The organism is Neisseria benedictiae, assembly GCF_958267435.1.
Lineage (GTDB): Bacteria > Pseudomonadota > Gammaproteobacteria > Burkholderiales > Neisseriaceae > Neisseria > Neisseria bergeri.
This window is the reverse complement of sequence record NZ_CATQFV010000029.1, coordinates 1-9,290: the sequence shown is the minus strand read 5'-3', so window position 1 is coordinate 9,290 and position 9,290 is coordinate 1. Positions and strand designations below refer to the sequence as shown.

Sequence of the window (9,290 nt, the reverse complement as noted above, 5' to 3'; positions counted from 1 at the left end):
TGTGCCATTGTCCGAGTAGGACGGCTTTGAACATGGACAACAGGGGATAGGCGGGACGGCCGCGGTGGTCTCGGAGGTAACGGGTTTTTTGACGATTCAGGTACTGTTCGATCGGCTGCCAATCAATCACCTGATCCAACTTCAACAGTGGGAAGCGGTCGATGTGTTTGGCAATCATGGTTTGGACGGTTTGCCGGAAGAAGGTGCCCATGAGAAATCCCCTAAATGTCTTGGTGGGAATTTAGGGAATTTAGGGAATTTAGGGGATTTAGGGGATTTAGGGGATTTAGGGGATTTAGGGGATTTAGGGGATTTAGGGGATTTAGGGGAATTTTGCAAAGGTCTCGGTTTGTTCAGTCAGCAGACGGCAGGGGAAGCGCGGGGCAGATGCGTAAATACGTAGGAAGGGTGTGCAAGAGGCTGTAGGGCGTTGCACAGGGTTGGTTGCAGGGTTAGTTGTAGGGTTGGCTTCAGTCCACCGATTCCGCCAGTCTTACCAACTCCGCCATTCCCGCAACGCCCACCGGGTGCCGCCAAACTGATGTCGCCTGAAAGCGGTGCAAATGGTGTAAATGGCGGGCTGAAGCCCGCCCTACGCCCTTCTATGCGACACTTTGTGCCCGCTGGAAAATTCAAACAACCTTTTATATTAAATACAAAATATGCCGTCATTCCCGCGCAGGCGGGAATCCAGACCTGTCCGCACGGAAACTTAAATGAGAATTACTGGTCATTAATGATTTTCTTTATACATATCCAAATAGTGAAAGCATAAGTTGCTAGACTTACAAAATCTGGTAAGAAGTTTTCTAAAAAATAAAGTCTTCTATCTATATATATGCTTAATGTCCCTAGTGAGAAAAGCATGGATAAGCTTCTAGCTAATATACACCAAGATAAAATAATAACTGCCAGCACAATTGGCAAATGCTTAGATATGTTTTTTTTATTCATGTCTTTTGATTTGGATTCCCTTTATTTTTCCTAGTCGGATAAAGCAGTTTCTCTAATCTTGCATTCCAGATTCCCGCCTGCGTGGGAATGACGGTTCGGGTGTTTCTGACGATTCGGGTATTCCTATGGTTTCGTCGGGCGTTGTGTAGGGCGGACTGTAGGGGGGATTCAGCCTGCCGCATCAAGGGTTCTTGGAGGGAATGGTTGGAGTGGTGGAAATGGCGGATGTGTCAGATTTGTCGAGGCGGTGGAATCGGTGGGCTGAAGCCCACCCTACAATCCACCCTACCATCCGTCTTACAGTCCCTTGCGCCCGCCCTGAAACCTGCACTTTGCACATCTTCACTGTGCATCCGCCCCGTGCAAAGCCTTGCGAACTATCTTACAAACTGCCTGACCTCACGCCGTGCTTTGCAAAATGGCAAAACTGCTTCAGACGGCGTTCGGGGTGTGTTTGTGCGGAATTTGGCGGTAGGCGCGGTAGTAGGGCTCTAGCTGTCGGGCGATGAGTTGGAGCTGTTGGAGGAGGATATGGCTTTGTGTTCCGCTGCTGTGGGTGCGGAGGGTGTCGAGTTCGCCACGCAGTGTATCCAATGCCGTCTGAAAGTCGTCGGGTTCGGTTTCGGGCAGGTGTTGGAAGATGTGAGCGGTGTGTTCGGCGGCGAGGTGGAACTGTGCGGTAAAGTCGGGGCTGCATTCTTCGTGCATTTCGCTGCGGTATGCGCCGAGGGCGGAAATATAGCCGGTCAGGGCGTAGCCGGTTTTGAGGAGGGTGAAGCCGGGTTGCAGGCTGTCGGCGAATTTTTCGGGTTCGCCGCTCATGTCGGAGAGGGTGCTGCTGAGGGCGGTGGTGTGTTCGTGGGCGCGGCGGCGGGTGGCGCGGTATTCGACGTCGTCGCCCGTTTCGCCGCTTTTGAGGCGTTCGGCGATTTTTTCGAGATATGCGCCGTTGCTGCATACGGCAAGGGCGGCAGTGCGTTCGAGCGTGAGGTATTTCCAGTCTGGCCATAGGTAGCTGACTGCCGCCCAGGCAAGGGATGCGCCGATAATGGTGTCGATGATGCGCACGGGCATGGCGGCATATACGTCCAACCCTGCAAGCGACAGGCTGGTCAGTGCCTGAATGGTAATGAAAAATGTCGAGAAGCTATATTTGTAGGTGCGGGTCATGAAGAACAGGGTGGTGCTGACGATGACGATCCAAAGCTTGGTTTCGACAGACGGGGTGAAGTAGGGGACGAGCGAGCCGACGATTACGCCGAGTACGGTACCGGCGATGCGCTGGCGGACGCGGCTTTTGGTGGCGGTGTAGTTGGGCTGGCAGACGAAAAGGGCGGTCAGCAGTATCCAGTAGCCGAGGTTGAGGTTGAGGGCTTCAACTATGGTGCAGGCGGCGGCAACGACGAGGGACAGGCGGACGGCATGGCGAAATACGCCTGACTCGAGGTTCAGCTGCGGACGGATTGCCTGCCAGGTGTTTTTGAGGCTGCCGGTCTCTATGGCGGCGATGCGGGTGTCGCCCATGCGGTCGTTTTCCGCCTGCAGGCTGTTGTGCTGGAGTTGGCGGAATTGTTGGTCGACGCTGCCGAGGTTGTCGAGCAGGCGGCCGAGGTGGCGGATGTCGGGACTGTCGTTGCCGTCTGAAAGGAGGCGCAGCGACTGGCGGCAGCCTTCGATGGCGCGGCCGAGGCGTTTGCTGTATGTGTAGTCTTTGCCCGCCCTGAGTGCTTGGGCGGCATTGCGGCATGCCTGCCCCTGCATTTCGAGCAGGCGGTGGATGCGGAAGATGATGTCGGTGTTTTTGAATTTTTCGGACATTTCCTGATAATCGACGTGGGCGGAGCTGATGCGTTCGTGTATGTCTTGGGCGGCAAAGTAGTAGCGCAGCATTTTGGCTGTGCGCGGGTGGCGGTGTTTGCCGCGAAGGCGGTAAAACAGGGCGGAACGGCATTGGTTGAAGGCGGTGATGACGCCGGTGTTGCTCATGGCGAGGTCGATGTGGCGGTTGCCTATCCAGGCGGCCTCATCGGGATCGAAAAAGTCGGCTTTGGCTTCGAGGTAGCTGCCGAGCGCTTCGTAGGCGTTGGCGACGCTTTCTTGAACGGGTCGGTGGGGCAGGACGATTTGGAACAGGAGGATGGCGGTGCTGTACAGTACGGTGCCGCACAGAATCATAAAGGGGTTGGTCAGCCAGTAGGTATCGGGGGTGTAGGTGAGGGTGGTGTAGGTGGCGACGGCGAGTGCGCCGAAGGCGAAGGTGCGGTATTTGAGCCCGACCGCGCCTAAAATGGTGAAGCCGAAGGTCATCAGGGTCATGGCGAGGATGAAGGGCAGCCCTGTGCCGAGGGTGCTTTGCGCCGTGAGCGAGGAGAGGGTGAACAGGGCGACGGAGGCAATGATGTTTTTCAGCCGTCCGGTCAGGCGGTTGTCCAAATCGACCAGGCCGCCGGCAATAATGCCGAGTACGAAGGGCATGGCGAGCTTGGGTTCGCCTAGCTGAAGGACGGTGGCGGCGGCGGTAAAGACGCTGGCGAAAACGGGAAGTGAGGTAATGAGCAGAGGCTTGAGGGGTGGGGTTTTCATGGTTTTACCGGTTTATTGTTATGAAGTGAATAAAGTGTAGCACATGAATGGGGCGGATAAAATCATGCCGTCTGAAAACGGGGATGCGGTTTTCAGACGGCATTGGGTTTTACGGATTAGGAAACGAGGTTGAGATCGTTAATCCTGTCGTAAAGGAGTTCGGGCATTTTGCCTTCTTCGTACAGTTGGATGTGCAATCGCAGGTTGTTGGCGGAAACGGACTGGCGCAGGGCTTCTTCGTAACTGATGATGCCGTGACGGTACAGTTCGAAAAGGTTTTGGTCCATCGTCTGCATTCCGTCGGTTTTGGCGGTTTCCATGATTTTATTGATGTTCATCAGGTCGCCCTTCAGGATGAAGTCTTGGATGGCGGGCGTGTTGATGAGCAAATCGACAACCGCCGTCCTGCCCGTTTTGTCTTTTTTGAGGGCGAGACGTTGGCAGACGATACCGGACAGGTTGAGGGCGATGTCGATCAGTATTTGCTTGTGCTGTTCTTTGGGGTAGAAGTTGAGTATGCGTTCGAGCGACTGCGGCGCGGTGTTGGCGTGGAGCGTAAAAATGCACAGGTGGCCGGTTTGGGCGAGCTGCATCGCGTATTCCATATTTTCCCTGCTGCGGACTTCGCCGATGCAGACCACGTCGGGGGACTGGCGCATAGCGTTTTGTACCGCCGTCTGCCAGTTTATGGTATCGACGCCGATTTCGCGCTGGGTAAAGATGCAGCGGCGCGGTTTGTAGATAAACTCAATCGGGTCTTCGATGGTAACGATATGACCGGGCAGGGTTTTGTTGCGGTGTTCAAGCATAGTCGCCATCGTGGTGGATTTACCCGAACCGGTAGGCCCGACGATAATCAGCAGCCCGCGCGGCGCGACGGCGAGGTCTTTGAGTTTTTCGGGCAGACCCAATTCCTGCATTTGCGGGATGACGTGGTTAATACGCCGCAAAACCAAACCTGCGTGGCCTTGGCTGTGGTAGGCGTTGGCGCGGTAGCGCGTGCCGCTGCGCGATTGGACGGAGTAGTTGATTTCGCCGTCGCGCCGGAATATTTCCGATTGTTCGGCGTTCATCGTCGATGCGGTGATGGCGGCGGTTTCCTCGCCCGTCAGAGCCTTTTGCGGCTGCGGGGTTAATGCGCCGTTGATTTTCAACGAGGGCGGGAATCCTTTGCTGATAAGGATGTCGGACGCGCTTTGCGCTTCTGCGGTTTCACACAGGCGGTCGAGCAGCGGGTGGAGGTGTGCGCCGATTTCGGCCGGGGTTTCAGATCGGCTTTGTTTTTTTTGAGAATACACTTGAACCATTTCGTCCAAGATGTCGTGCAGGTTGTTGGTACTCATCGTTAGCTTCTTTTCAGTTTAAGCCTTGCAGTTTGCGGCGGCAGTTTTCAACAGGAAGGCGGACGCTTCCTGTTCGGAAGGGTATGCCGGGCTGGATACCGCGTCCCGCCCCGCGTGTTTGCACCTTGTTTTCCCGCCGGTATGGCCGGAAGGCGGTTGTGTGTCAGAAACTCATACTTTCGCTGTTTTGCGCGCGTTTGCGTGCGACTTCCGGTGCAATCAGCCCTTGGCGCACCAGCGATTGTAGCGATTGGTCCATCGTCTGCATACCGCTCGCCTGCCCGGTTTGCAGGACGGAGTTAATCTGCGCGATTTTGTTTTCGCGGATAAGGTTGCGGACGGCGGGATTGGAAATCAGGATTTCGTGCGAGGCGACACGGCCGTTGCCATCGCGCGTTTTCAGCAGGTTTTGGGAGATGACGGCGGTCAGTGATTCCGACAGCATAGAGCGCACCATTTCCTTTTCCCCCGCCGGGAATACGTCCACGATACGGTCGACGGTTTTTGCCGCGCCGGTCGTGTGCAGCGTGCCGAAAACCAAGTGTCCGGTTTCGGCGGCGGTCAGTGCCAAGCCGATGGTTTCGGGGTCGCGCATCTCGCCGACCAGGATAACGTCGGGGTCTTCGCGCAATGCGGAACTCAGCGCGTTGGCGAAGCTGAGGGTATGTTGGTGCAGTTCGCGCTGGTTAATCAGGGACTTTTTGCTTTGGTGGACGAATTCGATCGGGTCTTCGATGGTCAGGATGTGTGCCGGCTGGGTTTCGTTGATGTAGTTGATCATCGCGGCAAGCGTGGTGGATTTGCCCGAACCGGTAGGGCCGGTAACCAATACCATGCCGCGCGGAGATTCTGCGATTTTTTGGAAAATGCGCGGGGCTTTCAATTCTTCCAGCGATAAGACGGTGCTGGGAATGGTGCGGAATACGGCGGCGGGGCCGCGGCCGGTGTTGAAGGCGTTGACGCGGAATCGGGCAACGTTGGGCAGTTCGAACGAGAAGTCGACTTCCAAGTTTTGCTGGTAGATTTTTCGCTGATGGTCGTTCATCACTGAAGTTACCATATTGCCGACCTCTTCCGCGCTCATTTCGGGAAGGTTGATGCGCCGCATATCGCCGTGAACCCGAATCATAGGGGATATGCCCGAACTCAGGTGAAGGTCGGATGCTTTGTTTTTAACGCCGAAAGCGAGTAAGTCGGTAATCTGCATAATGGGATATTGTCCAGTATAATGTTTGGGTCGTTTGGTGTTTCCTACTTCTGAATTTTACTGCCCTGATTCTTGGGATTCAACTATTTAAGCATTTTTACCGGGGATAATTTATGACGGTGTTGCAACAGCGTTATCGGGAGGTGTCCGACCGTATCGGGAAATTGGTTCTGCAGGCGGGCAGGGAGCCGCATTCCGTCAGCCTGATTGCCGTCAGTAAGACTTTCCCTTCAGACGGCATCCGCGAAGTTTACGCCGCCGGACAGCGTGATTTCGGCGAGAACTATATTCAGGAGTGGTACGGTAAAACGGAAGAGTTGGCGGATTTGACTGACATCGTGTGGCACGTCATCGGCGATGTGCAGTCCAACAAAACCAAGTTTGTCGCCGAACGCGCGCATTGGGTGCATACCGTATGCCGTCTAAAGACCGCCGTCCGGCTGAGCGGGCAACGTCCTTCCTCAATGCCGCCTTTGCAGGTGTGTATTGAGGTGAATATTGCAGGCGAGGCGGCAAAGCACGGTGTTGCTCCCGAAGAAGCGGTCGCGCTTGCCGTGGAAGTGGCGAAGTTGCCGAATATCGTCGTACGCGGCTTGATGTGCGTCGCCAAAGCCGGAGGCAGCGAAGCGGAGTTGAAAACCCAGTTTCAGACCATGCAAAAGTTGCTTGCCGACCTCAATGCGGCAGGCGTTAAGGCAGACGTGCTGTCTATGGGGATGTCGGACGATATGCCTGCCGCCATTGAGTGCGGTGCGACACACGTCCGTATCGGCAGCGCGATTTTCGGGAAAAGGAGCGGATTGGAATGCGTACAATAAAATATCTTGCAATGGCTGCGTTGCTTGCATTTACGGTTGCCGGTTGCCGGCTGGCGGGGTGGTATGAGTGTTCGTCCCTGTCCGGCTGGTGTAAGCCGAGAAAACCTGCCGCCATCGATTTTTGGGACATTGGCGGCGAGAGTCCGCCGTCTTTAGAGGACTACGAGATACCGCTTTCAGACGGCAATCGTTCTGTCAGGGCAAACGAATATGCATCCGCACGACGATCTTACTTTTACAGGAAAATAGGGAAGTTTGAAGCCTGCGGGTTGGATTGGCGTACACGCGACAAACAGCCTTTAATCGAAACCTTCAGGCAAGAAGGATTCGACTGTTTGGAAAAGCAGGGGTTGCGGCGAAACAGCCTGTCCGAGCGCGTCCGATGGTAAAAAGTTGGGAATGAATTTAGTAAGGTAATTTTGAATAGGGTAGAAATAATGAATGTTTATTTTCTCGGCGGCGGAAATATGGCGGCTGCCGTTGCGGGCGGATTGGTCAAACAGGGCGGTTACCGAATCCATATTGCCAACCGGGGGGCGGAAAAGCGCGAACGTTTGCAAAAAGAGTTGGGGGTCGAAACTTCTGAAACCTTGCCGGAGCTTCATTCCGACGATGTTTTAATCCTTGCTGTCAAACCGCAGGATATGGAAGCCGCGTGCAAAAATATCCGCACCAACGGCGCATTGGTGCTTTCTGTCGCAGCCGGATTGTCGGTTGATACGCTCAGCCGTTACCTCGGGGGAACACGCCGCATTGTCCGGGTTATGCCGAATACGCCAGGGAAAATAGGACTGGGTGTATCCGGTATGTATGCCGAAGCGGAAGTATCGGAAACAGACTGCAAGATTGCCGATCGAATCATGAAATCTGTCGGTTTGACCGTTTGGTTGGAAGATGAAGCGCAAATGCACAGCATTACCGGCATCAGCGGCAGCGGGCCGGCATATGTGTTTTATCTGTTGGACGCATTGCAAAATGCCGCCATCCGACAAGGGTTTGATATAGCAGAAGCACGCGCGCTCAGCCTGGCAACATTTAAAGGAGCGGTTGCCCTTGCCGAGCAGACGGGTGAAGATTTCGAGAAGCTTCAAAAAAATGTAACGTCAAAAGGCGGGACAACCCACGAAGCCGTGGAGGTCTTCAGACGGCATCGTGTCGCCGAAGCCATAAATGAAGGCGTTTGTGCCTGTGTGCGCCGTTCGCAGGAAATGGAACGGCAATATCAATAATGTAAAGAAAATAAAAAAACCAATCCGAAACGTGTTATGATGCGCGTTTTCTGACAACGCCTTAGGCAATAAGCCTTATAAAAATCAAAGGAATAAAGCCACTTTGTGGTGCTTTGTTTTTTGCGGTGAACCGAGAGGACATACATTATGGCAAAGCTGACGGAACAAGATATTTTAAATTGGAACGGGTCGGAAGACGATTATATGAATGACGACCATTTGGCTTTTTTCCGCGAATTGCTGGTAAAAATGCAAGACGAACTTATCGAAAATGCTTCCGCTACGACAGGACATCTCCAAGAACACGAATCAGCCCCCGATCCTGCCGACCGTGCTACACAGGAAGAAGAGTACGCATTGGAACTCCGTACCCGCGATCGGGAACGAAAACTTCTCAGTAAAATACAGGCGACCATCCGCAATATTGATGAAGGGGATTATGGATTCTGTGCCGATACGGGAGAACCTATCGGTCTGAAGCGGCTGCTGGCACGCCCGACAGCCACTTTGTCCGTAGAGGCGCAAGAGCGTCGTGAGAGAATGAAAAAACAGTTTGCCGACTAATAGCGGCAAACGAAAATGCCGTCTGAAGCCCCGAGTTTCAGACGGCATATTCACAAAGGCGCACCAACCAGAGGAGAAAAGGAAAATTTATGATTTCTGATTTTTGTAAATTATTTATTAGTAGTCAAGATAAAAATCTAATCTCTGCAGCGATTGAAAATTTCTTTAAATCGCCATTAATAAATGGTAAATATATAGAAACTGAAATGTTAGATATTTATTTTTTTAATAATGATGAATTTGATGAAAAACGTAATTTTGACTTTAAAGATAATTTTTTATATTTTCCATTTATCATAGAGATAATTATGTTAAATCAATATGATACTGATGAATGTATCAATAAAATTAATAATTTTTTAGAATATTTAAACCATGCAAATATTATCACAATTATTTCTTGTGATTTCGAAGAAAGGGTACCAGCTTTAAATAGGTATAAACCATAGCGAGCGTAGCGTGGGTCGCCGATGAGGAAGGGATTATTGGAGGCGGCGCAGCATTTGGCAGAAATAAAAAACCTTATCCGACAGGGATATGACAACAATTCCCGAAAAAATCCCACTGAAAGTATTGACCGTATACGTCTTCA

General features: G+C 52.8%; 10 protein-coding genes. 6 read left to right on the top strand and 4 right to left on the bottom strand.

Annotation, left to right across the window (positions count from 1 at the left end):
• The coding region (locus tag Q3O12_RS03685; protein ID WP_502572652.1) for a transposase at window positions 1-211 on the bottom strand (211 nt) is incomplete at its 3' end.
• 330 nt (window positions 212-541) lie between these two features.
• Between Q3O12_RS03685 and Q3O12_RS03680 the strand changes: the two genes are divergently transcribed.
• Complete coding sequence (locus Q3O12_RS03680) at window positions 542-775, top strand: hypothetical protein (protein WP_301669393.1); 234 nt, start codon at window positions 542-544, stop codon at window positions 773-775.
• A gap of 611 nt (window positions 776-1,386) precedes the next feature.
• Here the strand turns inward: Q3O12_RS03680 and yccS are convergent.
• The 3 genes from yccS to pilT form a co-directional block, all read right to left on the bottom strand.
• Window positions 1,387-3,537 (bottom strand): YccS family putative transporter, encoded by a 2,151-nt coding sequence (gene yccS / locus Q3O12_RS03675; protein ID WP_301669392.1) that lies wholly within the window; start codon window positions 3,535-3,537, stop codon window positions 1,387-1,389.
• A 116-nt stretch (window positions 3,538-3,653) separates the two neighbouring features.
• Window positions 3,654-4,880 carry a PilT/PilU family type 4a pilus ATPase gene (locus Q3O12_RS03670; RefSeq protein WP_301668233.1) on the bottom strand — a complete coding sequence of 409 codons (1,227 nt, stop codon included), beginning with the start codon at window positions 4,878-4,880 and terminating at the stop codon, window positions 3,654-3,656.
• A 163-nt stretch (window positions 4,881-5,043) separates the two neighbouring features.
• Window positions 5,044-6,087 carry a type IV pilus twitching motility protein PilT gene (gene pilT, locus Q3O12_RS03665; protein ID WP_003753675.1) on the bottom strand — a complete coding sequence of 348 codons (1,044 nt, stop codon included), beginning with the start codon at window positions 6,085-6,087 and terminating at the stop codon, window positions 5,044-5,046.
• A gap of 113 nt (window positions 6,088-6,200) precedes the next feature.
• Between pilT and Q3O12_RS03660 the strand changes: the two genes are divergently transcribed.
• The 5 genes from Q3O12_RS03660 to Q3O12_RS03640 all read left to right on the top strand — a co-directional run bounded on the left by Q3O12_RS03660 (window position 6,201) and on the right by Q3O12_RS03640 (window position 9,147).
• On the top strand, window positions 6,201-6,905 hold the full coding sequence (locus tag Q3O12_RS03660; RefSeq protein ID WP_301669391.1) for a YggS family pyridoxal phosphate-dependent enzyme: 705 nt from the start codon (window positions 6,201-6,203) through the stop codon (window positions 6,903-6,905).
• A complete protein-coding gene (locus tag Q3O12_RS03655; RefSeq protein WP_301669394.1) occupies window positions 6,887-7,294 on the top strand; it encodes an RNA-binding protein in 408 nt (135 codons plus the stop codon). The genes Q3O12_RS03660 and Q3O12_RS03655 overlap by 19 nt, the downstream gene beginning before the upstream one ends.
• Before the next feature lie 30 nt (window positions 7,295-7,324).
• Window positions 7,325-8,134 (top strand): pyrroline-5-carboxylate reductase, encoded by an 810-nt coding sequence (proC, locus tag Q3O12_RS03650; RefSeq protein WP_301669390.1) that lies wholly within the window; start codon window positions 7,325-7,327, stop codon window positions 8,132-8,134.
• A gap of 147 nt (window positions 8,135-8,281) precedes the next feature.
• Window positions 8,282-8,698 (top strand): RNA polymerase-binding protein DksA, encoded by a 417-nt coding sequence (gene dksA, locus Q3O12_RS03645; protein WP_118793253.1) that lies wholly within the window; start codon window positions 8,282-8,284, stop codon window positions 8,696-8,698.
• 89 nt (window positions 8,699-8,787) lie between these two features.
• Window positions 8,788-9,147 carry a hypothetical protein gene (locus Q3O12_RS03640; RefSeq protein ID WP_301669388.1) on the top strand — a complete coding sequence of 120 codons (360 nt, stop codon included), beginning with the start codon at window positions 8,788-8,790 and terminating at the stop codon, window positions 9,145-9,147.
• The last annotated feature ends 143 nt before the right edge of the window (window positions 9,148-9,290 follow it).